Here is a 24,684-nt window from a genome sequence, read left to right as displayed (position 1 = left end):
GGTGGCGAATCACCGGAAACAACCCGCCCATGTTCGGCGAACACGGGTAGCGTCGCACCCAAGAACTCGGGCGATCGATTTCGGCATCGCGAAAGCCCGGGAAGTAGCCCACGACCTCTCGGCACAATCGGACGGCGTGGGGCGTACGCGGACAAGGAAGTAGGAACCTCCGAATGGCACGCATCGGTGACGGTGGCGATCTGCTGAAGTGCTCGTTCTGCGGCAAGAGCCAGAAGCAGGTCAAGAAGCTCATTGCTGGACCAGGGGTGTACATCTGCGATGAGTGCATCGACCTGTGCAACGAGATCATCGAGGAGGAATTGGCCGAATCGAGCGAAGTCAAGCTCGACGACCTACCCAAGCCCTCCGAGATCAAGGATTTTCTCGAGAATTACGTGATCGGTCAGGACGCTGCCAAGCGCACGCTGGCCGTTGCGGTCTACAACCACTACAAGCGCATCCAGGCCGGCGACAAGGCCCGTGATGTGCGCGGCGAGTCGGTCGAACTGGCGAAGTCCAACATCCTGATGCTCGGTCCGACGGGCTGCGGAAAGACGTATCTCGCGCAAACGTTGGCCAAGATGCTCAACGTGCCGTTCGCCATCGCCGACGCCACCGCGCTGACCGAGGCGGGTTACGTGGGCGAGGACGTCGAGAACATCCTGCTCAAGCTGATCCAGGCCGCCGATTACGACGTCAAGCGCGCCGAGACCGGCATCATCTACATCGACGAGGTCGACAAGATCGCCCGCAAGAGCGAGAACCCGTCGATCACGCGAGATGTGTCCGGTGAAGGCGTGCAGCAGGCGTTGCTGAAGATTCTGGAAGGAACTCAGGCCAGCGTGCCGCCGCAGGGCGGTCGCAAGCATCCGCACCAGGAATTCATCCAGATCGACACCACGAACGTGCTCTTCATCGTCGCTGGCGCTTTTGCCGGTCTCGAGAAGATCGTGTCCGATCGCGTCGGCAAGCGTGGTCTGGGGTTCGGGGCCGAGGTTCGCTCCAAGGCCGAGATCGACACCCAGGATCACTTCGCCGAGGTCATGCCAGAGGATCTGATCAAGTTCGGTCTGATCCCCGAGTTCATCGGACGGCTGCCGATGATCGCGTCGGTCACGAACCTGGACAAGGAGTCGCTCGTCACGATTCTGTCCGAGCCGAAGAATGCGCTGGTCAAGCAGTACCGTCGCTTGTTCGACATGGACGGCGTGGAGCTCGAGTTCACCACCGAGGCCCTCGACGCAATCGCCGACCAAGCCATTCTCCGCGGAACCGGTGCACGTGGACTGCGCGCAATCATGGAAGAAGTTCTGCTTCCGGTGATGTACGACATCCCGAGCCGCGACGACGTGGAGAAAGTCGTCGTGACTGCCGAGACCGTCAACGACAACGTGCTGCCGACCATCGTGCCGCGCAAGCCCGAGCGTCCGGAGCGCCGCGACAAGTCCGCCTGACACGGGCCGATCTACCATCTGAACGGCGAATCCCCGACCTCATCGCGAGGTCGGGGATTCGTCGTTTCTGGCTGTACTCAGCCGATGATCACCGCGTGCGCGCCGGGGGCGTCGGTCACGGCGGAAAATCGACGTCGAACCAGTGGGTCGTGGCCGGGTACGTCGATGCCGGTGCCGGCAGCGAGCTCCCGGATTCGGTCGAAGGCCCCAAACATGTCCGGCAGAGCATGCAGGATCGCGAACGGGCTGTCGTCCTCGAAGTTCTCGTAAAAATGACTGGCGTCGGAGCAGATCGATGGGTGACCCGTGATAGGAATGATCCGTGGCGGCCAGGTCGACGTCGCCGTGCTGGGGGCGATGCAGGTCAGTGTCACCGGTGATCTGGCGAACTGGCCTACGTCTCGTAGAGACCGCGCCGGGTGTGTCCGTGAACGACGTCGTGAACGCGACTGCAGCGGAACTACTGGTCGACGCTATCGTCTGACACCAGGACGCGGTCGGTGCAGGCGTAGAGGTTCATCGACCGACCTCGGAGGAATCCGATGACCGTCAGACCCGACTCGGTCGCGAGATCCACCGCCAGAGACGACGGTGCCGAGACTGCCGCGAGGATCGGTATGCCTGCCATCACGGCCTTCTGTGCGAGCTCGAACGAGGCGCGGCCACTGACCATCAGCACCATGCCGCGCAACGGAATTCGATCGTTGGTCACGGCCCAGCCGACAACCTTGTCGACGGCATTGTGGCGTCCGACGTCCTCGCGCAACACCAGCATTTCGCCGTCGGCGGTGAACAGTGCCGCGGCGTGCAGACCACCGGTCGCATCGAAGACTTTCTGCGCAGCGCGCAGTGTGTCCGGCAACCCTGCGAGGGTCTCCGAGGTGACGACGACCGTGTCGGCCGCGGGAGAGTGCTTGGTGCGCAGTCGAATTGCATCCAAGGATCCCTTACCGCACACCCCGCACGACGACGTCGTGTAGAAGTTTCGTTCGACGCCCGTCTCCGGGGGGGCGACGCCCTGGGCCAGCGTGAGGTCCAGGACGTTGTACGTGTTCGCGCCCTCGTCGTCGACCCCGTCGCAGTAACGGGCTGCAGCGATGTCGGCGCCCGAGGCGATCACGCCTTCGGTCAGCAGGAAGCCGTGTGCCAGCTCCACATCGTGTCCTGGGGTGCGCATGGTCACGGCCAATGCCTTGCCGTCGACCCGCAATTCGAGCGGCTCTTCCACCACCAGGGTGTCCGGGCGCTCGACGCGGTGCCCATCCCGAAGGCGGACCACTGGTCTGCGAGCAGTGATGCGGCCCATCAGTACCGGCTGTCTTCATGGCGAATGCGGTAGTTCATTCTTCGATTGTGGACCTCGGTGTCATCGGTCCGTCGACTCGGTGGCCATAGCCGCCGCCAACGACACCATGCGGGGATGGTCGACGAGATCCTCGACCAGCACACGCCTGCCGTCCGCGTCGGCCAACGGAACCTTCCAGTTCTCGTACTGGGTTTCGTCGGTTCCTGGCTGATTCTGGATGCGGTGTTCTCCGACGGCGTCCACGAGAGCGACACCGATCAGCAGCGACGGGCTCCGCTGGACGAGACGATGCAGAGCTTCCACGGTCCGATGATCGTCGGCGGCGGTGTCGGTGTCGAGCAACCCGCGTTCGCGCGCCAGGTCGAGAACCGCCTCGCGCTTGCGTGCATCGACCTCCTTCTCGGCGTCGATGTCGCGTTCGAGCAGACCGAGACGTGAACGCAGGTCGATGTGCTCACCCCGGAGATACCCGGCTGTGGGTGGCAGGTCGTGCGTGTTCACCGAAGTCAGGCAGAGACTGCGGTACTCCTCGGGCGCGATCGGCCCGGATTCGTCGGCTTCGAACCACAGGATCGAAGTGCCGAAAATGCCGCGTTCGGTGAGGTACTCCTGCACCATCGGTTCGAAGACACCGAGATCCTCACCGACCACCACCGCGCCCGCCCGCTCGGCCTCCAGCGCCAGGATGCCGATCAATGCTTCGTGGTCGTACTCGACATACGTTCCGCCGCCTGCATTCTCGGCCTCCTGCGGAATCCACCACAGACGGAACAGGCCCAGAATGTGGTCGACGCGGATGCCGCCGGCGTGACGAAGGATCGTGCGCAGCATGTCTCGATACGGGATGTACGCCATCTCTCGGAGGCGGTCGGGATCCCACGGTGGCTGATTCCAGTTCTGGCCCTGCTGGTTGAAATTGTCCGGCGGCGCGCCCACCGTGACACCCGAGGCGAGCACGTCCCCGAGCGCCCAGGCATCGGCTCCGCCCCGGGCCACACCGACCGCAAGGTCGTGCATGATGCCGATGTCCATGCCCGCGTCGAGCGCACCGCGTTGCGCGGCGGCGAGTTGCTCGTCGCAGATCCACTGCAGCCACATGTGGAAATCGATGCGATCGGCCAGCTTCTCGCGTTGCTCTCGGACGAAGTCGGTTCGCGGATGCGCCGCCCGATCGGTCCAGACCTGATCCTGAGGGCCGAATTTCTCGGCAAGCGCACTCCATACCGCGAAGTCGCGCAGACCGGTGCCCTCACGCTCGACGAATGCGCGGTACGCGGATTCGCGAGCCGTGCTGCGTTCGACCTTGTGAACGCGTTCCAGGGCGCGAAGTTTCGCGGTGAACGTCCGGTCCCGATCCAGCTTCTTGGTTCGCGTGTTCGCCTTGTCGAACCGTCTCGCTGCGTCGCGGACCTTGCCGAACTGTTTCGGCGAGAGTTGTGCGGTCTCGCGAATGTTCTCGACTCGGATGTAGAGCGAGTTGAAGAATCGACGCGTGGTCGGCAGGTACGGGGATGCCTCGACCGGGGTGGTCGGTCGGTCGGCGTGCAGTGGATTGACTAGAAGGTAGTCGAATCCGTGTTCGCGGCCGGCGATGTCGGCCATGTCTTCGAGATCGGCGAGATCACCGATTCCCCATGATCGTCTCGATCGCACCGAGTACAGCTGGGTGAGCAGTCCCGTCCGCTGTCGATCCGCCAGTTCCGCGTTGGGCGACAACGACTTCGGTGTGACCACCACGACCGCTTCCGAGGTTCGGACCGTGTTGTCCTCGCTGATCGTCGTCGCAGTCAGAGTGTGCCATCCGAGGGGAGCGCTGCCGGGAACGACGAACGTCGCGCGACCGATCAGGTGGCCGTCGATCTCCCGTGGATCGACCCAGACGTCTGCCTGGGGCACGTCGATCGACTCACCGTCCTCGGAGACCATCGAGACCTCCACCGGATTGCCGTGCGGCACATGCACCCACACCACTGCATCGGTGCCCTGCGTGGCCACAACCACCGGCGGTAACAGCCGCCGCCACGGCGCGTTCTCGATATCGGCCAGTGCTCGGTCGACGTCCTCGGGCGACTCGGTGGCGTAGCCACGTGCGGTGAGCACCTGTTGCAGGGTGTCGTCGCTCACTTCGTGTTCGGTGTCGTCCCAGCCCCGGTACGAGGTCGAAGTGCCGAGACGTCGGGCGAGAGTGCGAAGTGCCTGCGAATGATCCACGGTGTCGATCGTGCCAGTTCGCCGCGCCCCCGTCATCCGGGCCGGGCGGTTTCGAGTCGACCGGGGCGGGGTAGGCCGACAGGGATGAGATGGATGCGACAGTCGGTCTCTCGTGATCGGACGATCGAGACTCTTGTGGTGTCCGCGAAGATGGCGGGTGCCGCAGCGGCGGCGTGGATTCTGGCCAGCGAACTGCTGTCGATGACGCAGCCTTTCCTCGCTCCCTACGCGGCGGTGTTCCTGATCGGCGTGACGATCAGCCGAAGCCTGCGATCGGCGGCCGAGCAGATCGCCACAGTGACCGTCGGGGTGCTAGTCGCGGCACTCGTGGTTCGCGTCATCGGCGAGCCGAGTGTGGCTCTCGCCGTCAGCGTCTTCATCGGGGCTCTCGTAGGCCGTTGGTCGAAATTCGGCACGAGCGGAATCTGGATACCGGTGACCGCACTGCTGATGGTCACCTACGGATCGGCATCCGATCCGGTCGCATTGTTGGACAGGGTCATCGAGCTCGCGGTCGGTGCCGCAGTCGGTGTGGCGGTGAACGCCCTTGCAGCACCGCCGCTGTACTGGCGGGAATCGCAACATGCAGTCCAATCGGTTTCGTCGGCCGCGGGATCTCTGCTGCGGGACGTCGCCCGAGGTCTCGACCTCGAGCCTGACCGATCCGCCGTCGACGAACGGTCTTCGCAGTGGCGAGCTCGGAGCGACGCCGTTCGAGTCGAGGTGCGTCGTGCACAGGCCGCGCTGATATGGACCGACGAGAGCACTCGCGGAAACCTTCGCCGGTCGGCGGTACCCACCCGAGTGAGCCATCGATGGTGGAAAGCCACGGTCGGTGCCATCGACGCCAGTTGGACCGAATGCGGCGAATTCGTCGACGCAGCCGCCGTCGGACTCGATCCCATTGCCCCGTTCCACGTGCTCGAAGACGACGTCCGGGTCGCCGGTGCCGGGTTCGTCCGGGCCCTGGCGGACGTCGTCGAGTGCCGGTGCGATGCGCATCGCACCCAGGCTGACGTGGTCGATCGTATTGCCGCTGCGGAGGAGGCGTTGGCCGAGCTCGTGCACACGGCGGTGGCGTCCGAGCAGGAATCCGCCGGAGCGACGATGAGTGCGGGCAGGCTCGTGGGGCCGGCAACGGCAGCGCTGAGAGCGCTCACCTGAGGTCCACGTTTCTCCCGACCGTCAGGATTGAAACGCGGGGCGCTGGGTAGTCTTGCTCGGCAAACGGTAATTCAGTGCGCGGCGACGATGGGAAGTGCGGATGGCTGGGGTCAGCAAGATCGAAGAACTGGAGCGAGGTTCCGGTGCACCGGTCGAGCTGAGGGTGCGCGCCGAGGCCGACCAGCTTCCGGTGGTACGCGCCGTCGCAGAAACCCTCGTGGTTCTGAGCGACTTCACGCTCGACGACATTGCCGACGTCAAATTGGTCGTCGACGAAGTGTGTTCGCAACTGATCAAGGGCTCGGTGGTCGACTCGGAGCTCTCGTGCCTGTTCTCGGTGAGTGACTCCGGAATCCGGATCGTCGTCACGTCCACGTTGGCTGCCACGTCCGTGCCGAAGAAGGACAGCTTCGGCTGGCACGTTCTGCAAACCCTGACCGACTCCATCGAGCTGCGCGCACACGACGCAGACGACAGCGATGCGGCTCGCACGGTTGCCATCGACGTGGTCAAGCGGAGGAGCACGATCTAGTGCCGGTGCACGAACGAAGCACGCGGCGAGAGTCCGACGACTACAGCGACGTTGTCGCTCTGATTCAGCAGATGCAGGCGCTCGACGAGAATTCACCGCAGCGCCGAGTGCTGCGCGATCGCATCATCACCCGTTGCCTCCCGCTCGCCGAACACATCGCACGCCGCTTCGGCGGTCGTGGCGAAGCCCACGAGGACTTGCTGCAGGTCTCTCGTCTGGGCTTGGTCAACGCTGTCGACAGATTCGACATCGAGCGCGGATCGGACTTCGTCTCGTTCGCCGTGCCCACGATCATGGGCGAAGCTCGCCGTTACTTCCGCGACGCGGGATGGTCGGTTCGGGTGCCGCGGCGGATGAAGGAACTGAATTCGATGATCTCCCAGGCGGTGGGATCGCTGTCGCAGAAATTGGGTCGAGCGCCTACAGCCAGCGAGATCGCTGTCGAACTCGGAATCGACGTCAAGGAAGCATCGCAGGCGCTGCTTGCGCGCAGCGCGTACCAGACCGTGTCGGTCGATTCGGTGGTCAGCGAGGATCGCCTCCCGCTGATGGACACACTCGGTGCGGACGATCCCGAACTGGAAAAGATGGAGAGCTATCTCGCCGTTCGCCCTGCGCTGGAGAAATTACCCGAGCGGGAACGGCGCATCGTGGTGCTCCGCTTCTTCGGGTCGATGACTCAGACGCAGATCGCGGAGAAGGTGGGGATTTCGCAGATGCACGTCTCGCGGATCCTGGCTCGCACTCTCGCCCAGCTCCGAGAGGATCTCGGCGAGGACTGAGCCTGGCTTTGGCTAGGCTCGGTGCATGGGTACTTACGACGACGTCGACTCTTACATCGGTGCCCGGCGGGTGACCGATCTGGCCGTGAGCTCGGACCTCTCGCGAGCGGTGATAGCCGTTGCTGCACTGGATGATTCGCGGACCGAGTATCGAACGTCCTTGTGGGAGCTCGACGTCGACGGCAGGTCACCTGCCCGGCGCATCACCCACGGCGAGTGGGGTGAGAGTTCGCCGGTGTTCACCGCGTCCGGCGATCTGTTGTTCTCGCGGCGCTCGAACAAGGACGATCCGGCTCGGCTGTGGATTCTGCCTGCCGCGGGCGGCGAAGCGCGACTGCTCGAGACCCGATCCGCCGGGCTGAGCGGCATCCGGGCCGCTGGTTCGGAGGCCGTACTCGTCGGATTCTCTCCGGTATTCGGCTCGTCGAGTACCGAGGAGGACGACGACGCTCTGCGCACCGAGCGCACCGCCAACAAGGTGAATGCGATTCTGCACACCGGTGTTCCGGCGCGTTACTGGGATCACGATCTGGGTCCGGCGACGCCACACCTGTTCGTGGCTTCGTCGGACGGTTCGACCGGAGTGCGTGACCTCACCCCGGATGCACGCACAGGGCTCCACGAAGCGGCGTTCGATGTCAGTGCCGACGGTTCGTTCGTCGTGTCGACCTGGGCCCTGCCCGGTGCCTTGGCGACCGTGCGAACTGTGCTGGTGCGCATCGACACCGCGACAGGGGAGCGCACCACGATTATCGACGACGCCGATGCCGATCTGGGAGCCCCGGCGATTTCACCCGACGGCGGTTCCGTGGCGTTCGTGCGCGAGACGATCTCCACCCCCGAGGATGCGCCACGAATGACTTTGCAGCGGTACGACTTCGGCGACTCTGCGGTCTCCGATCTCGCGGCCGGTTGGGATCGGTGGCCGAGCGACCCGGTGTGGCTGCCGGACGGATCGGGATTACTGGTGACGGCCGACGACGACGGCCGGTCGCCGATCTTCGTCGTCCGCGACGGCGCGGAACCGCGTCGCCTCACACAGACGAACGATGCCTTCACACATGTGCACGTTTCCTCGGACGGCACCCGGGTGCTGGCGCTTGCCGCCTCGTATCTGGCTGCGCCGCATCCGGTCTCGATCGACCTGTCCGACGGCGCCGTCACTGCACTCGGCACCGGAGTCGATCACGGTCCGTTGCCGGGAACTCTCACCGAGGTCGACACGATCGTCGCCGACGGGGCCCGAGTACGCGGTTGGCTGGCACTGCCCGAGGGTGCGTCCGAGCTCGCACCCGCTCCGTTGCTGCTGTGGGTGCACGGCGGCCCGCTCAGTTCGTGGAACACGTGGTCGTGGCGATGGAATCCGTGGCTGATGGTCGCTCGTGGGTACGCGGTGCTGCTACCGGATCCGGCGTTGTCCACCGGCTACGGTCAAGAGTTCGTACAGCGTGGTTGGGGGGCCTGGGGCAAGGCCCCGTTCACCGACCTGATGGCGTTGACCGACGTCGCCGCGGCGCGGGACGATATCGACGACACCCGCACCGCTGCCATGGGCGGGTCCTTCGGCGGGTACATGGCCAACTGGATCGCGGGCCACACCGACCGATTCGATGCCGTCGTCACCCACGCCAGTCTCTGGGCACTCGATCAGTTCGGACCGACGACGGACGCACCGTGGTACTGGGCGCGAGAGATGTCTCCGGAGATGGCCGTGGAGAATTCCCCACACCTGTTCGTGGCGGACATAGCAACGCCGATGCTGGTGATCCACGGCGACAAGGACTATCGCGTGCCGATCGGCGAGGGCCTGCGGCTGTGGTACGAACTGCTCAGCGAGTCGGGTCTGCCGGCCGACGACGAGGGCAACACCGAGCATCGATTCCTCTACTTCCCCGCCGAGAACCACTGGATCCTGAGTCCTCAGCACGCGAAGGTTTGGTACGAGGTGGTGTGGGCATTTCTCGCGCAGCACGTACTGGGTGAGAGTGCGTCGATGCCGCGAATCCTCGGCCACTAGAATCGCCCGGTGACCAGTTCCGTGCCAGAGACCCCCGACAATCCAGCAGACCGCTTGCCCAAGAACTGGGACCCGAGCGAGGTAGAGGCCGAGCTTTACCGTTCCTGGGTGGACGCCGGGTACTTCGAGGCCGACGCCACCAGCGGCAAGCCGCCGTACTCCATCGTGTTGCCTCCTCCGAACGTCACCGGCAGCCTTCACATGGGGCACGCTCTGGATCACACACTGATGGACGCGCTGAGCCGCCGCAAGCGGATGCTCGGGTACGAGGTGCTGTGGCTACCGGGCATGGACCACGCGGGCATCGCCACGCAGACCGTGGTGGAAAAGCAGCTCGCCGCCGAGGGCAAGACCAAGGAAGAGTTCGGTCGCGAGCTGTTCATCGACAAGGTCTGGGACTGGAAGCGCGAATCCGGCGGAACCATCGGCGGCCAGATGCGACGCATCGGCGACGGTGTCGATTGGAGCCGCGAGCGTTTCACCATGGACGACGGTCTGTCCGAGGCCGTGCAGACCATGTTCAAGCGGATGTTCGACGACGGCTTGATCTACCGCGCGGAGCGGCTCGTCAACTGGTCCCCGGTGCTGCAGACCGCCATTTCCGACATCGAGGTCAAGTTCGAGGACGTCGAGGGCGAACTCGTGTCGCTCCGTTACGGTTCCCTCGACGATTCCGAGCCGCACGTGATCGTCGCGACCACGCGAGTGGAAACGATGCTCGGCGACACCGCGGTGGCGGTGCACCCCGACGACGAGAGATACAAGGCTCTGGTCGGCACAACCCTCGAGCACCCGTTCACCGGTCGGCAGATCCCGATCATCGCCGACGACTACGTCGATCCCGAATTCGGCACGGGCGCAGTGAAGATCACCCCGGCACACGACCCCAACGACTTCGAGATGGGTGTGCGGCACTCGCTGCCGATGCCGTCGATCATGGACAAGGCCGGCCGAATCACCGATACCGGAACGCAATTCGACGGTATGGACCGCTTCGAGGCACGGGTCAAGGTGCGTGAAGCTCTGGCCGATCAGGGCCGCGTCGTGGCCCAGAAGCGTCCGTACCTGCACAGCGTCGGACACTCCGAGCGCAGTGGTGAGCCCATCGAGCCGCGTCTGTCGCTGCAGTGGTGGGTCAAGGTCGACGGCCTCGCGAAGGCTGCCGGTGACGCAGTGCGCAACGGCGATACCGTCATTCACCCCAAGAGTCAGGAACCACGCTGGTTCGCCTGGGTCGACAACATGCACGACTGGTGCATCTCGCGCCAGTTGTGGTGGGGACATCGGATTCCGATCTGGTACGGACCCGACGGCGAGACCGTCTGCCTCGGACCGGGAGAGAGCGCACCCGATGGCTGGGAGCAGGATCCCGACGTCCTCGACACCTGGTTCTCGTCCGGCCTCTGGCCTTTCTCGACGATGGGGTGGCCGGAAGCCACTGCTGATCTCGAGAAGTTCTATCCCACTGGCGTTCTCGTCACCGGGTACGACATCCTCTTCTTCTGGGTCGCCCGCATGATGATGTTCGGCACCTACGTCGGAGCCGACGACGCGATCACCGCGGGCAAGCAAGGGCCGCAGGTTCCGTTCCGAGATGTGTTCCTGCACGGATTGATTCGCGACCAGTACGGCAAGAAGATGTCCAAGTCGCGCGGCAACGGAATCGATCCGCTCGATTGGGTCGACCGGTTCGGTGCAGATGCGCTGCGCTTCACGCTCGCTCGCGGCGCCAACCCGGGCGCGGACATGTCGGTCGGTGAGGACCACGCGCAGTCCTCGCGCAACTTCGCGAACAAGCTGTTCAACGCCACCAAGTTCGCCCTGATGAACGGTGCGGCACCGGCAGACCTACCCCCGCGTGCCCAGCTGACCGACGCCGACCGGTGGATCCTGGACAGGCTCGAACAGGTTCGTGCAGAGGTGGATTCGGCCTTCGACCGCTACGAGTTCAGTAAGGCCTGTGAGGCGCTCTACCACTTCGCCTGGGACGAGGTCTGCGATTGGTACCTCGAGATCGCCAAGGTGCAGTTCGCCGACGAGGCCATCGCCGCGACTACGCGCGGAGTGCTCGGAAACGTGCTCGACGCGTTGCTGCGCCTGCTGCATCCGGTCGTTCCGTTCGTGACCGAGACGCTGTGGAAGGTGCTCACCGGCGGCGAGTCCCTGGTGATCGCGGCATGGCCCGCCCCTGCCGAGGAGCCTCTCGATCACGTTGCGGCACAACGGATCGTGGACATGCAGCGACTGATCACCGAAGTCCGCCGGTTCCGCAGCGATCAGGGGCTCAAGCCCTCGCAGAAGGTCGCGGCCCGCATCGTCGGAGTATCCGAGGCGGATCTGGACGGACAGATTTCGGCGGTCACCGCTCTGGCCCGACTGACCGAGCCGGCCGAGGACTTCGCGGCCACGGCGTCGGTGGAGGTGCGACTGAGCAAAGCGACTGTGATCGTCGAACTGGACACCTCGGGCACCGTCGACCTGGTCGCCGAACGCGCTCGACTGGTGAAGGATCTCGCCGCCGCCGAGAAGGAGCTGGCGCAGACCACCGGCAAGCTCGGTAACGAGGCGTTCCTCGCGAAGGCTCCGGATGCTGTGGTGGACAAGATCAGAACGCGACAGTCCATCGCGCAGGAAGAAATCGCTCGGATCACCACGCGCATCGAATCGATGGGGAACTAAGTGACCGAGCCCGACGCTGCACTGCCGACGCCGCCGCCGAGTCCGGTCGATCTCGCCGAACTTGCGCTGGTCGAAGCCGAGCTCGACAAGCGCTGGGGAGAAACGAAGATCGAGCCGTCGACGGATCGAATCTCGGCGCTGATGGACCTTCTCGGTTCGCCGCAGAAGGCGTACCCGTCGATTCATGTGGCCGGCACCAACGGCAAGACCTCGGTCACGCGCATGATCGATGCCCTGCTCACTGCCTTCCACCGACGCACGGGCCGAACCACCAGCCCGCACCTGCAGATGGCGACCGAGCGGATCAGCATCGACGGGCGCCCCATCTCTCCGCGGCTCTACGTCGACACCTACAACGAGATCGCACCGTTCGTCGAGATGATCGACGCGCAGTCCGAGGCCGCCGGCGGACCGCGAATGAGCAAGTTCGAGGTGGTCACGGCAATGGCGTTCGCAGCGTTCGCCGAGGCTCCGGTGGAGGTCGCCGTCATCGAGGTCGGGCTCGGCGGACGCTGGGATGCCACCAACGTCGTCGACGGTGAGGTCGCTGTGATCACCCCGATCGGGCTCGATCACGTCGAATTCCTCGGCGACGATCTCGCGACGATCGCAGGGGAGAAGGCGGGGATCATCAAGAAGGCACCGGAATCGCTCGTGCCGCGGGACACCGTAGCGATCCTGGCGCAGCAGAAGCCCGAGGTATCGGATGTTCTGCTGCGGGCGGCGGTGCAAGCAGACGCTGCGGTGGCGCGGGCGGGATCGGAATTCACCGTGCTCGGCAGGCAGATCGCGGTGGGCGGTCAGCAACTGGAACTGCAGGGGCTCGGCGGGGTCTACACCGACATCTTTCTTCCGTTGCACGGCGAACATCAGGCCCACAATGCGTCCCTCGCGCTGGCGGCGGTCGAGGCGTTCTTCGGCGCGGGCCCGGATCGTCAACTCGATCAGGACACCGTCCGCGCCGCATTCGCGACGATCGTCAACCCAGGGCGACTCGAGCGGGTCCGAAATGCCCCCACTGTGTTCCTCGATGCCGCACACAACCCGCACGGAGCCGCAGCCCTCGCTGCCGCCCTCAACGACGAGTTCGACTTCCGCAAACTGGTCGGCGTCGTCAGCGTCATGGCGGACAAAGACGTCGGAGCCATTCTCGACGAACTGGAGCCGGTCTTCGACGACATCGTCGTCACTCACAACGGGTCGGCACGGGCGATGGACGTGGACGCATTGGCCGACATCGCCGTGGCCAAGTTCGGCGACGAACGCGTCGTGGTGGCGTCGACCCTGCCCGATGCCCTCGAGACAGCCATAGGACTGGCCGAGGAAGTCGCCGAGCCCGGAGAAGCAGTCTCCGGTGCCGGAGTCGTCGTCACCGGATCCGTGGTGACCGTCGGCGCAGCTCGCACTCTGTTCGGAAAGGACCCCGCGTGAGCGAGCCAGAGTTCGGACCACCCACGAACGATCCGTGGAAAGGCTTCCGCGGCGTCGTGGCGGGAACCCTCGTCCTCGAAGCCATCGTGACACTGCTGGCGTTGCCGGTGGTGGCTACCCTCGGCGGCGGCGCGACCTGGTTCTCGACGACGTACATCGTGGCGCTGGCCGTGGTGATGATTCTCGCCGCCGGCAAGCAGGGGGAGCCGTGGGCGATGAAGCTGAATCTGATTCTCCAGCTGTTCGTGCTGGCCGGGGCCGTATTCCACCTCTCGATCGGGGCGGTCGGCCTGATCTTCATCGCTGTCTGGCTGTATTTGCTCTACCTGCGCCGAGACATCACCGAACGGATCCGGCGCGGAATGCTGCCGGGGCAACGGGAATGACAGCGATCGCGCCTGTTCGGGCGATGCGGCGCGCGAAGCTGTGCTCGGGTCCACTACTGTCGTCGACGTGACCGACCGCACCCTTGTACTGATCAAGCCCGACGGAGTTGCCCGGCGTTACGTAGGAGAGATCCTCGGCCGCGTGGAGAAGAAGGGTCTGAGCATCGTCGCACTCGAGCTCAAGACCGTCTCCCGTGAACTGGCCTCGGCTCACTACGCGGAGCACGAGAGCAAGCCGTTCTTCCCCGATCTTCTCGAGTTCATCACGTCCGGACCGGTCGTGGCCGCAGTTCTCGAAGGCCCCCGCGCCATCGCCGCCTTCCGGCAGATCGCCGGCGGCACCGACCCTGTGGCCAAGGCGGTCCCCGGCACCATCCGGGGTGACCTCGCGCTCGACGGTCAGCAGAACCTGGTGCACGGGTCGGATTCGGTGGAGTCGGCCGAACGTGAGATCGCACTCTGGTTCCCAGGCCTGGCCTGACGGTTCCATCCTCGGCACTACAGCAACGCGTCCGCGCAGCCACGCCGCAACCGCTCGGTACCCGATCGGTGCGGCGTGGCGAGTACGCATCATCGTGTGTGGGATACTCGTCGGAGATCGACTCCACTGCACGAGTACGTACAGGTTTCACGCTCCACCGAAGTCAAGGCTTCACCGAAGTTCGCTAGACCGGTGTCGTGGATTCGATCGGATGACTGTCGTCTATCCGCTGCCCGTCATCGCAGATGCTCGAACGAGAGACAGGCTCGTTCGCGTTCTTGCTTGATGATCAGGCGCTCGGATCGCCGAGACACCACCATCCAGCCAGGCACTGCACACGCAGTCGTCGACCACCGAGAACTCCGACGTGGTCGTCGGTTCGAGTGCGGTGCGAGACAGTACAGCTGACGTCCAACCCGACGTGAGTACACAAGGATTGCCCTCGCGTGGCCGCGTCACACCCGACATCGGATGAACGCGCCCGGGGGCCCGAGGAGACTACGTGGCCGATCAAAGCCCGCCCGAAGATGTACAGAACGAGAACGTGGGAGGTTCGGAGCGCGACGATGCGGTGCCCCCTGTGGAAACAGGTGCGGTGTCCCAGGCGCAACCCGACACCATCGAGCTGCCCACCAGGCTGCGCGTACACGCACTGGCCAAGATTCTCGGTGTCACCAGCAAACAGCTGCTCGTCACACTGGGTGAACTCGGCATCGAAGCGCGCAGCGCCCAGTCGAGCTTGAGCCGCGACGTAGCGGAGTCCGTCCGCGACTCGGTGAACGCGCCCGCCGCACCGGTGGTCGATTCGCCCGCCGAAAGATCCGAGCCGAGCGCTCGGTCCGAGGTGCTCTCCGAGGACGTACCGTCGGCCGAGACCTCGTGGTCCGACCCGCAGCTGTTCACCAGTGCACCCGCGGCGGAACCCGAGCCGGCCCAGCCCGCGGCAACGACCGACCAGGCCACCGCAACCACGTTTGCCACTCCACTCTTCCTGCAGCCCGCCGCCGTGGATGCTGCTGCACCGGAGTCCGCGGAGTCACCGGCAGAGCCACCGGCCCGCCGTCGACGCAGTCGCAAGGCAGCGCCCAAAGACGAGGCCGCGAACGCCGACAGCACCGAGACCACAGCAACGGTCGAGAACACAGCCACGACCGCGACCGCCGCACCTCGGACCGACGAGACCGAGGCCGCCACACCCGCGGTCGACGAGTCGATTGCGTCCGACGGCTCCACCGACGATGACGGCGACGGCGACGAGTCCCAGCCACGACGCCGCAGGCGAGGGCGTCGCGGCCGGGGCCGTGGTCGCGGGGAACAGTCCTCGGACGAGAACTCGACCGACGAGAATTCGGACGACGATTCCACGGGCGACACCGACACCGACAGCACCGATTCTGCCGACGCAGAGTCGACCGAGGGGACCGATGCGGACTCGGACGAGTCATCCGCCGGTGACGACCAGCAGTCCGGCTCGGGCAGGCGTTCGCGGCGTTCGCGCACCCGAAACCGTTCCTCGGACCGGCAGAACTTCGACTCGAACGATTCTTCGGACGACAGCCGTGCAGCGGATGCCTCGGCCGAGGACAAGGACGACGAATCGGATTCGGATGCGCAGGACAACTACGACGACTCCGACAACGGTGGTTCGGAGGGAGACGGCTCCAGCCGTCGCCGTCGCCGCCGTCGCCGTCGTAAGACCGGAGCCGAGGTAGCGGCCGAGGCTGCAGCGTCCGAGGACGATCCGCCCAACACGGTCGTGCACGAGCGGGAGCCGCGGAACAAGAGCCGCGCCCCCAGGGACGAGGTCCAGGGGATCTCCGGTTCGACACGCCTCGAGGCCAAGCGTCAGCGACGGCGCGACGGCCGCGACGCCGGTCGTCGTCGACCGCCGATTCTGACCGAGTCCGAGTTCCTGGCGCGACGTGAGTCCGTGGACCGGGTCATGGTCGTGCGCGAGAAGGCCACCCCGGAGCACCCGCTGACCACACAGGTTGCCGTGCTCGAAGACGGCGTGCTCGTGGAGCACTTCGTCACCAGCAGCGCCACCGCGTCCATGGTCGGAAATGTCTATCTCGGGCGCGTCCAGAACGTGTTGCCGAGCATGGAAGCCGCATTCATCGACATCGGCCGTGGCCGCAACGGTGTGCTGTACGCCGGCGAGGTCAACTGGGATGCCGCGGGACTGGGTGGCAACTCGCGGAAGATCGAGCAGGCTCTCAAGCCGGGCGATCAGGTTCTCGTCCAGGTGAGCAAAGATCCCGTGGGGCACAAGGGTGCTCGCCTGACGACGCAACTCTCGCTCGCAGGACGCTTTCTCGTCTACGTGCCCGGTGGTAGCTCTACCGGCATCAGTCGCAAGCTGCCCGACACCGAGCGCAAGCGTCTGAAGGACATTCTCCGAGACATCGTGCCGCCCGAGGCGGGCGTCATCATCCGCACCGCGGCCGAGGGCGTCAGCGAGGAAGAGCTCGCCCGCGATGTGACGCGACTGCAGGCGCAGTGGGCGAGCATCGAGGAGCGCTCGGCCAATGCCGAGACCGGCAAGGGTGTACAGCCGCAGACGCTCTACGAAGAGCCCGACATGCTCGTCAAGGTCATTCGTGATCTGTTCAACGAGGACTTCTCGAAGCTCGTCATCGAGGGTGACAAGGCATGGACGACGACGTCGAACTACGTCGAGACCGTCGCACCGGACATGGTGGAGCGGCTGCAGCGCTACGAGGCCGATGGCAGTTCTGTCGACGTCTTCGCCGCGCATCGTATCGACGAGCAGCTGGCCAAGGCGCTCGATCGTAAGGTCTGGCTGCCTTCCGGCGGCACCCTGGTGATCGATCGCACCGAGGCGATGACCGTCGTCGACGTCAACACCGGCAAGTTCACCGGTTCGGGCGGCAACCTCGAAGAGACGGTCACTCGCAACAACATCGAGGCGGCCGAGGAAGTCGTCCGTCAGATGCGCCTGCGCGACATCGGCGGAATGATCGTGGTCGACTTCATCGACATGGTGCTCGAATCCAACCGTGATCTGGTGCTGCGCCGATTGACCGAGGCGCTGGGGCGCGACCGCACGCGTCACCAGGTCTCCGAGGTGACCTCGCTCGGGTTGGTGCAGATGACTCGAAAGAAGCTCGGTACCGGGCTCGTCGAGGCGTTCTCCACGACCTGCGAGCACTGCCAGGGACGCGGCATCATCGTGCATCCGTTCCCCATCGACGCCAAGCCGGACAACGACGGCCGATCGAATTCGTCGCGCTCTGAGTCGAGCAGCTCGGGCACGAGCAGCAGGCGGCGACGAGGCAAGGACAACAAGGCCGACGGGAACGACGGCAACGAGCGCAGCACCTCGAACTCCCAGCCAGGAGCCGCGGACGGGGCCGAGCATCCCGTTGTCGACCCGTCGATCAAGAGGGCGCACCCTGTTGCGCTGGCGATGGCGGCGCACCACGACGACGTGGTGGCCGACGTCAGCCCCGCCGATGTCGAGACATCGCCTGCGAGTGGGACTCCGGACGCAGATGCTGTCGTGACGGTTGTCTCTGCAGCCGATGTCGAGGTTGCCGCCGCGTCGGTCGCCGACGCGGAGTCGAACGCCGCTCTCGCTGCCGAGACCACCGAGTCGGTGGCCGCCGAGCCAACCGTCGAGGTCGAGCCGGTGGCACCGAAGGCTCGGCGTGGACGCCGGGTTGCGCGGAAGGCGGCTGCTCCGACCAGCGCGGCACCGGACGCCGGTGTGGTTCTCGTGGTGCCGGTTTCGGACGACACCGCCCCTGCCGGTGGGGCAGAGGCCACCGAAGCCGCGGTGTCGGAACCACTGACATCGGCGGCCGAGCAGCCTGTCGAGCCGGTGGAGGTGCCGACGGCACGTCCTCGCAGGCGGCGCGCAGCGGCGCGGCCTGCAGGTCCCCCGGTGGACATCGACGCCTAGCAGGACAGGGCAGTTTGACCCTGGCCGTCTCTCTGCCGTAACCTTGATAAGTCGCTCCCGGTGACACCGTTCTGCTGTGCCGTAGTGGTCCTGCAGGTAACAACGGTTCTCGGGTCGGTCGTGATGGTGAACATCGCTACCGGCCGTGTGGGAGCAAGCAAACACGTGACACCAGACCAGTCGTGTTGCCATGCGCAGCGCGAGCAAGTTCGAAGAAGCAAGGGGTAGCCCTCCGATGGCAACGTACGCGATCGTCAAGACCGGCGGAAAGCAGTACAAGGTCGCTGTTGGTGACCTCGTCAAGGTCGAGAAGATCGAGGGAGCGCCCGGCACTGCTGTCTCGCTTGCTCCGGTCCTCGTCGTAGACGGATCCGACCTGACCACAGATGCAGACAAGCTGGCGAAGATCTCGGTCGCCAGCGAGATCGTCGAGCACACCAAGGGCCCGAAGATCCGCATCCACAAGTTCAAGAACAAGACCGGATACCACAAGCGTCAGGGACACAGGCAGAAGCTGACTGTCCTCAAGGTCACCGGCATCAAGTAACCAGGTCTCACCGGACCCGAGTTCTTTTCAGCTGATTCACCCCGAGGAGGGTATGCAACATGGCACATAAGAAGGGTGCATCAAGCTCCCGTAACGGTCGCGACTCGAATGCGCAGCGCCTCGGCGTCAAGCGCTTCGGCGGCCAGACCGTAGGCGCAGGCGAGATCCTGGTCCGCCAGCGCGGCACGCACTTCCACCCCGGCGTCAACGTCGGCCGTGGCGGCGACGACACCCTGTTCGCACTCGCCCCCGGCGCAGTCGAATTCGGTGCCAAGCGCGGACGCAAGACCGTGAACATCGTTCCGGTCGCTGTAGAGGCCTAGTCCTTCTGCAGCGCTCGCGCTCAGGATGAATCGACTCGAGTAATAATTGCTCGATCGAACATTCACGGCGTACGTTCACAGCTCCCGATAGGGGCGGACCAGGGTCACGAGACCGGTCCGCCCCTATCGCTTTTTTCTTCCGCTTTTTCTCAGAAAGGATCGAAGACAGCTATGTCACGATTCATCGACCGCGTGGTGCTGCACGTCAGCGCCGGCAAAGGTGGCAACGGCTGCTCTTCGGTTCACCGCGAAAAGTTCAAGCCTCTCGGTGGCCCGGACGGTGGAAACGGCGGACAGGGTGGCGGTGTCATCTTCGTCGTCGACAGCAACGTCCACACTCTGCTCGACTTCCACTTCTCCAGCCACGCCAAGGCGGGCAACGGAACTCAGGGTATGGGTGGCAACCGGGAAGGTGCCAACGGAGAGGACCTGATTCTCAAGGTCCCCGACGGCACTGTCGTTCTCGACAAGAAGGGCAACGTCCTCGCCGACATGATCGGTGAGGGAACACGCTTCGACGCCGCACCGGGCGGACGTGGTGGCCTCGGCAACGCTGCACTCGCGTCCAAGGCTCGCCGGGCACCCGGATTCGCCCTGCTCGGTGAAGAGGGCATCGAGCGCGAGCTGGTCCTCGAGCTGAAGTCCGTCGCCGATGTCGGCCTCGTCGGTTTCCCGTCGGCCGGCAAGTCGTCGCTGGTCTCGGTGCTCTCCGCAGCGAAGCCGAAGATCGCCGACTACCCCTTCACCACGCTGGTACCGAATCTCGGAGTGGTCTCCAGCGGAGACACCACGTTCACCGTCGCCGACGTCCCCGGGCTGATCCCCGGAGCGAGTCAGGGTCGCGGTCTCGGACTGGACTTCCTGCGGCACCTCGAGCGCTGTGCCGTGCTGGCGCACGTAGTCGACTGCGCGACACTGGATCCGGGCCGCGACCCGATCTCCGACGTCGACGCTCTCGAAGCCGAGTTGGCCGCATACAAGCCGGCACTGTCCGGCGATGCCAGCCTGGGCGACCTCGCCGATCGTCCCCGCATCGTCGTACTGAACAAGGCAGACATTCCCGAGGGTGCCGAGCTCGCCGAGATGGTGACCGCCGAGTTCGAGTCACGCGGCTGGCCGGTGTTCACCATCTCCGCAGTGACGCGCGCCGGCCTCAAGCCGCTGACGTTCGCGTTGGCGAAGCTCGTCGAGGACTACCGCACAGCCCATCCGGCACCGGAGCCGCGGCGTCAGGTGCTTCGTCCGGTCGCTCGAAACGACGACAGCTTCAAGGTCGTCAAGGATCCGGACATCCCGGACGGCTTCATCGTTCGGGGTACGCGCCCCGAGCGGTGGGTGCGCCAGACGCAGTTCACCAACGACGAGGCCGTCGGCTACCTCGCAGACCGGCTCGCGCGTCTCGGCGTCGAGGACGCCTTGATCAAGGCCGGTGCCCAACCGGGTGCCTCGGTCACCATCGGCGAAGTGTCGTTCGACTGGGAGCCGCAGACCCCGGCCGGTGTCGAGATCACCATGACCGGCCGCGGCACCGATGCTCGACTCGATCAGGTCGAGCGCATCGGCGCATCCGAACGCAAACATGCCCGCCAAGTGCGTCGCGGGCTCGATACCGAACAGGAGTAGACGTGGTGTCGGCGCGTGAATTCGATTCGCCCGTAACGGCTCTCACCGATACCCGTCGCACGATTGCCGACGCCAAGCGCATCGTGGTCAAAATCGGATCCTCGGCGCTCACCAGTCTCGACACCGGTCTCGATCTGGGCCGACTAAATCTGCTTGCCGATGCGATCGAGTCGAGGATGCGGAGCGGCACCGACGTAGTGGTCGTCTCGTCGGGTGCGATCGGTGCAGGCATGGCACCGCTCGGCCTCACCCGACGCCCGCGCGATCTCGCAACGAAGCAGGCTGCGGCGAGTGTCGGACAGCTTGCTCTGGTCAACGCCTGGAGTTCGTCGTTTCATCGGTACGGACGCACGGTGGGGCAGGTGCTGCTGACTGCCGAGGACATCGCGCGTCGAACCAATCACCGCAATGCGCAGCGCACGTTGGATCGGCTGCGCTCACTCGGTGCGGTCGCCATCGTCAACGAGAACGACACCGTCGCCACCGCAGAGATTCGCTTCGGCGACAACGATCGCCTCGCAGCGCTGGTGGCACATCTCGTCGGTGCGGACGCACTGTTCCTGCTCTCGGATGTCGACGGGTTGTACGACGGCGATCCCCGTAAGGTTTCCGCAACGCTGATTCCGGACGTCTCCAGCCCGGAGGATCTGGACGGTGTCGTCGCCGGGTCCGGGGGAGCCCTCGGTACCGGCGGAATGGCGTCCAAGCTGTCCGCTGCCCGGCTGGCGGCCGACGCAGGTGTGCCGGTGCTGTTGGCTGCGGCGTCCGACGCTGCCCAGGCGCTGACGACGTCCGAGGTGGGTACCGCATTCGCGGCCCGGCCGACGCGGTTGTCCGCTCGTAAGTTCTGGGTACGGCATGCCGCCGATGCAGCGGGCGAACTGCACCTGGACGCAGGTGCTGTGCGAGCGGTCGTGGAGCGTCGAAGGTCATTGCTGTCCGCCGGCGTCACGTCGGTGACGGGCGCCTTTCACGGTGGAGATGTGGTCTCGCTCGTGGACCCGGACGGCACGCTGGTGGCCCGTGGGGTCGTCGCATACGACTCGGGAGAGCTGGCCGGAATGCTCGGCCGGTCGACGGGTGAATTGGCCGCAGAGCTACAGCGGCCGGTGGTTCACGCCGACGATCTGGTGCCCGCCTGATCGAGAGTGTCGGCCAGCGCCGTCGCGGTCTCGGAGCAACCCGCATGCACAGTGAGAGAGGCGAATTCGTCGCCGCGAGTGGTCCCGCGATTGACGATGACGATCGGTTTTCCGGTCTTGGACGCGTGCCTGACGAAACGTAGGCCGGACATGACGGTCAGCGAGGAGCCGAGCACCACCAGTGCGTCACTCCGGTCCACCAGATCGTAGGCCTCGGCCACGCGTGGCTTGGGTACGCTTTCGCCGAAGTAGACGATGTCGGGTTTGAGTATGCCGGAACATGTCTCGCAATCGACCATCCGGAAGTGTTCGGTGGAGGAGATGATGGCGTCGGCGTCGGGAGCGATCTCGACACCGTCCGCGGGTGCGACGGATTCGAGAAAGCCGGGATTGGCGCGATCGAGTCTTCGGGCCAACTCGAACCGCGAGATCAACCGCTCGCAGTTCAGACAGCGCACCCGGGCGTAGACGCCGTGCAGGTCGATGACGTTCCGGCTGCCGGCCTTGGTGTGCAGCATGTCGACGTTCTGGGTGATGATTCCGGTGACGACGCCTGCACGTTCGAGCCGGGCGAGCGCTCGGTGTCCGTCGTTGGGCACTGCAGCGTCCATGTGCCGCCACCCGACGTGGTTGCGGGCCCAGTAGTGACGACGGAACTCGGCGTCGCCGATGAACTGCTGGAACGTCATCGGGTTGCGAGGCGGCGACTGCGGGCCGCGATAGTCGGGAATACCGGAGTCGGTGGACATGCCCGCACCACTGACGACGGTGATCGTCCGACCGTCGAGCAGCGAGGTGAGTTGCCCGTACGTAGTCGCGGACGTGGTGAGTGCATTCACTTCGTCCAGGGTAGCGATCGATCGCAATATGGGCACCGTACCGACGCAGTCGGCCCGCACGGACGCGTGCGCGTCGGTACGGGCCGGTGTACGAGTGAGTGTTACGCAGGTACCTCGACGAGGGGGTACACGCCGTTCTCGTCGTGGGTCTCGTTGCCGACGACGGGAGGGTTGAACACGCACAGCATGCGCATCTGGGTACGCGGCTCGACCGTGTGGCGCTCGTGTCCGTTGAGCAGGTACATCGATCCCGCACCGAGCTCGTAGGTCTCTCCGGTCTCGCGGTCGGTAAGCGTTCCCTCGCCTTCGATCAACCAGACTGCCTCGACGTGGTTGGCATAGTGGAAGTTGTTCACCGTGCCGGCTTGGATCGTGGTCTCGTGGAACGAGAATCCGACCTTGTCGCCGCCGAGAATGATTCTCTTGCTGCGCCAGTTGCCGTCTTCACTCGAGATGTCACGGTCGGTGCCGGTGATCTCCTGTGTGGTGCGAACGATCATACGATGTCCTCCTTCGATATCGGTGTGTGCGAACAGGTCTTCAGGAGAGGACCTTTGCCACTGCACTTTCGATGATGTCCAGGCCGCGGTCGAGCTCGTCGATCGTCGTGGTCAACGGGGGAAGAAGCTTGACGACCTCGTCCTTGGGGCCTGCGGTCTCGACGAGCAGACGCTCGTCGTAGCACAGCTGCGACACCTTGCCGGCCAACTCGGCGTCGTCGAACACCAAGGCCTGGACCATGCCGCGACCGCGGGTCGAGATGCCGTCGAACTTGGCGCACAGCTTGATGAATCGATCCTGAATGTGCTCGCCCTTGGCGAGGGTTTCCTTCTCGAACTTGTCGTCGGACCAGTAGTGGTCGATGGCTGCCTTGGCCGTGACGAACGACGGGTTGAAGCCGCGGAAGGTGCCGTTGTGCTCACCCGTTGCCCAGACGTCCAGCTCGGGCTTGAACAGGGTCAGCGCCAGCGGCATGCCGTAGCCGCCGATGGACTTGGACAGGGTGACGATGTCCGGGGTGATGCCGGCCTCCTCGAACGAGAAGAACTGGCCGGTGCGTCCGCAGCCCATCTGCACGTCGTCGACGATCAACAGGATCTCACGGCGTGAGCACAGCTCGGCCAACGCGCGCAACCACTCCGGGCGCGCGACATTGATTCCGCCCTCGCCCTGGATGGTCTCGACGATCACCGCGGCCGGACGGTTGAATCCACTGCCCGAGTCGTCGAGAACGCGCTCGAACCACTGGAAGTCCTCGGTGACGCCGCCGAAGTAGTTGTCGTACGGCATCGGAGTGGTGTGCACCAACGGTATTCCGGCGCCAGCTCGCTTCATCGAGTTGCCGGTGACCGACAGCGCGCCGAGCGTCATGCCGTGGAATGCGTTGGTGAAGTTGATGATCGCCTCGCGGCCGGTGACCTTGCGAGCGAGCTTGAGCGCTGCCTCGACGGTGTTGGTGCCCGTCGGTCCGGGGAACTGAACCTTGTAGTCCAAGCCGCGGGGGTCGAGGATGTTCTTCTTGAACGACTCGAGGAATTCTCGCTTGGCGACGGTGGACATGTCGAGTCCGTGGGTGATGCCATCGCTGGTGATGTAGTCGACCAACGCGCTCTTGATCATGTCGTTGTTGTGGCCGTAGTTGAGTGCCCCTGCGCCACCGAAGAAATCGAGGTAGTCGTTGCCGTTTTCGTCGGTGATGACCGAGTTCTTCGCGGTGGTGAACACGGCGGGCCACTGGCGACTGTAGCTACGCACGCCGGACTCGACGGTCTCGAATATATCGGGCTTCTCTGTTGTTACGGTGTTCTTTTCGGTCATGTTCTGCTTGTTCCTTTCGTAATT

At 64.9% G+C, this 24,684-nt stretch carries 20 protein-coding genes and 1 pseudogene; 15 read left to right on the top strand and 6 right to left on the bottom strand.

Annotated features, from left to right (window positions below):
* Positions 1-173 precede the first annotated feature (173 nt).
* Positions 174-1,454 (top strand): ATP-dependent Clp protease ATP-binding subunit ClpX, encoded by a 1,281-nt coding sequence (clpX, locus tag QM797_RS12780; protein WP_269604014.1) that lies wholly within the window; start codon positions 174-176, stop codon positions 1,452-1,454.
* Between the two features lie 77 nt (positions 1,455-1,531).
* Here the strand turns inward: clpX and QM797_RS12775 are convergent, their stop codons facing one another.
* Positions 1,532-1,669 carry a hypothetical protein gene (locus QM797_RS12775; protein WP_283275980.1) on the bottom strand — a complete coding sequence of 46 codons (138 nt, stop codon included), beginning with the start codon at positions 1,667-1,669 and terminating at the stop codon, positions 1,532-1,534.
* A gap of 97 nt (positions 1,670-1,766) precedes the next feature.
* On the opposite strand from QM797_RS12775, the pseudogene QM797_RS12770 reads away from it, so the two are divergent.
* A pseudogene (locus QM797_RS12770) lies at positions 1,767-1,847 on the top strand (succinyl-CoA--3-ketoacid-CoA transferase); the annotation flags it as partial.
* A gap of 67 nt (positions 1,848-1,914) precedes the next feature.
* On the opposite strand, the gene fdhD reads toward QM797_RS12770, so the two are convergent.
* A complete protein-coding gene (gene fdhD, locus QM797_RS12765; protein ID WP_283275979.1) occupies positions 1,915-2,760 on the bottom strand; it encodes a formate dehydrogenase accessory sulfurtransferase FdhD in 846 nt (281 codons plus the stop codon).
* A 60-nt stretch (positions 2,761-2,820) separates the two neighbouring features.
* On the bottom strand, positions 2,821-4,971 hold the full coding sequence (gene malQ, locus QM797_RS12760; RefSeq protein ID WP_283275978.1) for a 4-alpha-glucanotransferase: 2,151 nt from the start codon (positions 4,969-4,971) through the stop codon (positions 2,821-2,823).
* A gap of 93 nt (positions 4,972-5,064) precedes the next feature.
* On the opposite strand from malQ, the gene QM797_RS12755 reads away from it, so the two are divergent.
* The 13 genes from QM797_RS12755 (at position 5,065) to proB (ending at position 22,003) form a co-directional block, all read left to right on the top strand.
* Entirely contained in the window at positions 5,065-6,135 is a 1,071-nt protein-coding gene (locus QM797_RS12755; RefSeq protein ID WP_283275977.1) for an FUSC family protein, read from the top strand.
* 100 nt (positions 6,136-6,235) lie between these two features.
* Positions 6,236-6,667, top strand: coding sequence for an ATP-binding protein (locus tag QM797_RS12750; protein ID WP_283275976.1), 432 nt, complete (start codon positions 6,236-6,238; stop codon positions 6,665-6,667).
* Positions 6,667-7,449 (top strand): SigB/SigF/SigG family RNA polymerase sigma factor, encoded by a 783-nt coding sequence (locus QM797_RS12745; protein WP_032379207.1) that lies wholly within the window; start codon positions 6,667-6,669, stop codon positions 7,447-7,449. Before QM797_RS12750 ends, QM797_RS12745 begins: the two co-directional genes overlap by 1 nt.
* 25 nt (positions 7,450-7,474) lie before the next feature.
* Positions 7,475-9,466 (top strand): S9 family peptidase, encoded by a 1,992-nt coding sequence (locus QM797_RS12740; protein ID WP_283275975.1) that lies wholly within the window; start codon positions 7,475-7,477, stop codon positions 9,464-9,466.
* Between the two features lie 9 nt (positions 9,467-9,475).
* Complete coding sequence (locus tag QM797_RS12735) at positions 9,476-12,145, top strand: valine--tRNA ligase (protein WP_283275974.1); 2,670 nt, start codon at positions 9,476-9,478, stop codon at positions 12,143-12,145.
* Positions 12,146-13,576 (top strand): bifunctional tetrahydrofolate synthase/dihydrofolate synthase, encoded by a 1,431-nt coding sequence (gene folC / locus QM797_RS12730; protein WP_052077517.1) that lies wholly within the window; start codon positions 12,146-12,148, stop codon positions 13,574-13,576.
* The gene (locus QM797_RS12725; protein WP_283275973.1) at positions 13,573-13,962 is read left to right on the top strand and encodes a DUF4233 domain-containing protein; all 390 of its coding nucleotides are present in this window, start codon (positions 13,573-13,575) and stop codon (positions 13,960-13,962) included. Before folC ends, QM797_RS12725 begins: the two co-directional genes overlap by 4 nt.
* A 67-nt stretch (positions 13,963-14,029) precedes the next feature.
* Positions 14,030-14,443, top strand: coding sequence for a nucleoside-diphosphate kinase (gene ndk, locus QM797_RS12720; protein ID WP_032379203.1), 414 nt, complete (start codon positions 14,030-14,032; stop codon positions 14,441-14,443).
* A 502-nt stretch (positions 14,444-14,945) separates the two neighbouring features.
* Positions 14,946-18,368 carry a translation initiation factor IF-2 N-terminal domain-containing protein gene (locus QM797_RS12715; protein WP_283275972.1) on the top strand — a complete coding sequence of 1,141 codons (3,423 nt, stop codon included), beginning with the start codon at positions 14,946-14,948 and terminating at the stop codon, positions 18,366-18,368.
* Positions 18,369-18,603: 235 nt separating this feature from the next.
* Positions 18,604-18,915 carry a 50S ribosomal protein L21 gene (gene rplU / locus QM797_RS12710; RefSeq protein WP_027497555.1) on the top strand — a complete coding sequence of 104 codons (312 nt, stop codon included), beginning with the start codon at positions 18,604-18,606 and terminating at the stop codon, positions 18,913-18,915.
* Between the two features lie 59 nt (positions 18,916-18,974).
* A complete protein-coding gene (gene rpmA, locus QM797_RS12705; protein ID WP_032379202.1) occupies positions 18,975-19,238 on the top strand; it encodes a 50S ribosomal protein L27 in 264 nt (87 codons plus the stop codon).
* A gap of 171 nt (positions 19,239-19,409) precedes the next feature.
* Positions 19,410-20,861, top strand: coding sequence for a GTPase ObgE (gene obgE, locus QM797_RS12700; RefSeq protein ID WP_057479882.1), 1,452 nt, complete (start codon positions 19,410-19,412; stop codon positions 20,859-20,861).
* A gap of 2 nt (positions 20,862-20,863) precedes the next feature.
* Entirely contained in the window at positions 20,864-22,003 is a 1,140-nt protein-coding gene (gene proB / locus QM797_RS12695) for a glutamate 5-kinase (RefSeq protein WP_283275969.1), read from the top strand.
* On the opposite strand, the gene QM797_RS12690 is transcribed toward proB, so the two are convergent.
* The 3 genes from QM797_RS12690 to ectB all read right to left on the bottom strand — a co-directional run bounded on the left by QM797_RS12690 (position 21,976) and on the right by ectB (position 24,660).
* On the bottom strand, positions 21,976-22,842 hold the full coding sequence (locus QM797_RS12690) for a Sir2 family NAD-dependent protein deacetylase (RefSeq protein ID WP_283275967.1): 867 nt from the start codon (positions 22,840-22,842) through the stop codon (positions 21,976-21,978). The genes proB and QM797_RS12690 overlap by 28 nt on opposite strands.
* A gap of 101 nt (positions 22,843-22,943) precedes the next feature.
* Positions 22,944-23,342 carry an ectoine synthase gene (locus QM797_RS12685; protein WP_032379201.1) on the bottom strand — a complete coding sequence of 133 codons (399 nt, stop codon included), beginning with the start codon at positions 23,340-23,342 and terminating at the stop codon, positions 22,944-22,946.
* A 40-nt stretch (positions 23,343-23,382) separates the two neighbouring features.
* Positions 23,383-24,660 carry a diaminobutyrate--2-oxoglutarate transaminase gene (gene ectB, locus QM797_RS12680; RefSeq protein WP_283276105.1) on the bottom strand — a complete coding sequence of 426 codons (1,278 nt, stop codon included), beginning with the start codon at positions 24,658-24,660 and terminating at the stop codon, positions 23,383-23,385.
* Positions 24,661-24,684: the final 24 nt, after the last annotated feature.

It is taken from the genome of Rhodococcus sp. IEGM 1381 (genome assembly GCF_030056795.1).
In the GTDB taxonomy this organism is placed as follows: Bacteria; Actinomycetota; Actinomycetes; order Mycobacteriales; family Mycobacteriaceae; genus Rhodococcoides.
This window is presented reverse-complemented; position numbering and strand designations above follow the sequence as displayed.

Bases quoted from the DNA above. Each gene is read 5' to 3' on its own strand.
- clpX (WP_269604014.1), top strand. From the start codon at position 174: ATGGCACGCATCGGTGACGGTGGCGATCTGCTGAAGTGCTCGTTCTGC.
- QM797_RS12775 (WP_283275980.1), bottom strand. From the start codon at position 1,669: ATGTTTGGGGCCTTCGACCGAATCCGGGAGCTCGCTGCCGGCACCGGC.
- fdhD (WP_283275979.1), bottom strand. From the start codon at position 2,760: ATGGGCCGCATCACTGCTCGCAGACCAGTGGTCCGCCTTCGGGATGGG.
- QM797_RS12755 (WP_283275977.1), top strand. From the start codon at position 5,065: ATGCGACAGTCGGTCTCTCGTGATCGGACGATCGAGACTCTTGTGGTG.
- QM797_RS12750 (WP_283275976.1), top strand. From the start codon at position 6,236: ATGGCTGGGGTCAGCAAGATCGAAGAACTGGAGCGAGGTTCCGGTGCA.
- QM797_RS12740 (WP_283275975.1), top strand. From the start codon at position 7,475: ATGGGTACTTACGACGACGTCGACTCTTACATCGGTGCCCGGCGGGTG.
- rplU (WP_027497555.1), top strand. From the start codon at position 18,604: ATGGCAACGTACGCGATCGTCAAGACCGGCGGAAAGCAGTACAAGGTC.
- rpmA (WP_032379202.1), top strand. From the start codon at position 18,975: ATGGCACATAAGAAGGGTGCATCAAGCTCCCGTAACGGTCGCGACTCG.
- obgE (WP_057479882.1), top strand. From the start codon at position 19,410: ATGTCACGATTCATCGACCGCGTGGTGCTGCACGTCAGCGCCGGCAAA.
- QM797_RS12685 (WP_032379201.1), bottom strand. From the start codon at position 23,342: ATGATCGTTCGCACCACACAGGAGATCACCGGCACCGACCGTGACATC.
- ectB (WP_283276105.1), bottom strand. From the start codon at position 24,660: ATGACCGAAAAGAACACCGTAACAACAGAGAAGCCCGATATATTCGAG.